This is a genomic window from Aliterella sp. E5.1, assembly GCF_057473825.1.
On sequence record NZ_JBYCCV010000421.1, the window covers coordinates 1 to 1,184 of the forward strand.

Consider the following 1,184-nt stretch of genomic DNA (forward strand, 5'->3'; position numbering starts at 1 on the left):
GGGAGCCTACTGCGCGAGTAAATTTGGCTTAATGGGTCTTTCAAAGACCCTAGCCGTCGAGGAACAGCCCCATGGGATTCGCGTAGTTGCCCTCTGCCCTGGCGCGGTAGATACGCCCCTCTGGGATAGTGACACCGTTCACCTGGACTTTGATCGGGCGACAATGTTGTCTGCTGAAAGTGTGGCCCAGACAATTCTCCACACCGTGCTATTGCCGCAGCAGGCAGTGATTGAAGAGCTAGTGCTGATGCCTAGCGGTGGGGCGCTTTAATCTGTTGGTTTAATTTTTGTTTTTTTGCTTTTGCTTCATTGTCATTGCTATTCACTAGATTTACTATGACCCTTGGTTCTTCTGATACAACTAATCATTTAAGTTCAGCCGCAGGTGGCGAAGCGCGATCGCCTCACCCTCGACCTGACCGCACCACAATTAATGGCCACGAACCCAAGTTTTATCCCTCCTCTCAAGCCTCCCCAGAACAAATGATGGCCGCTGTAGAAACCCTGCTCCTAGGGGTTGGAGAAGATCCTAATCGCGAAGGGTTGCTAAAAACACCTAAGCGCGTTGCCGAGGCTCTGGAGTTTTTGACCAGCGGCTACAACCAATCTCTCGAGGAGTTAGTTAACGGTGCCATCTTTGATGAGGGACACGATGAAATGGTTCTGGTGCGAGATATTAGCACCTTTAGCCTTTGCGAACATCACATGCTGCCCTTTATGGGTAAAGCCCATGTAGCCTACATTCCTAACCAAAAGGTGATTGGCTTGAGCAAGCTGGCCCGGATTGTTGAAATGTACTCCCGACGGTTGCAAGTCCAAGAGCGACTGACGCGGCAGATTGCCGAAGCGATTCAAACCATTTTAGATCCCAAAGGTGTAGCAGTAGTGATGGAAGCCAGTCACATGTGCATGGTGATGCGAGGCGTGCAGAAGCCCGGTTCCTGGACAGTTACCAGCTCAATGGTTGGGGTCTTTCAGGAAGATCAAAAAACTCGGGAAGAGTTTCTCAATTTGATTCGACATCAACCGGCCTTTATCTAAGCTGCCACCCCAGTTAGACTTTCAACCTCTGGATCTAAGTCCTGAGGGGGTGGCCCCTCCTGAACCAGAGAGGGCTGTTTATGCCCCTGAAACAGGTTGCCAACTATTGCCAACATGGCACTGACTTTACGGGTTCGCCACTC

General features: G+C 50.8%; 2 protein-coding genes. Both read left to right on the plus strand.

Annotated features, from left to right (window positions below; translation table 11 throughout):
* Nucleotides 1–271, plus strand: a 271-nt coding sequence (locus AC2VE5_RS27835) for an SDR family NAD(P)-dependent oxidoreductase (RefSeq protein ID WP_486890749.1), incomplete at its 5' end; no start/stop codon positions are given.
* Nucleotides 272–336: 65 nt separating this feature from the next.
* Nucleotides 337–1,041, plus strand: coding sequence for a GTP cyclohydrolase I FolE (gene folE / locus AC2VE5_RS27840; protein ID WP_486890750.1), 705 nt, complete (start codon nt 337–339; stop codon nt 1,039–1,041).
* Nucleotides 1,042–1,184: the final 143 nt, after the last annotated feature.

What these genes read in the sequence shown, in the direction of transcription:
- folE (WP_486890750.1), top strand. Translation starts at nt 337, where the DNA reads ATGACCCTTGGTTCTTCTGATACAACTAATCATTTAAGTTCAGCCGCA.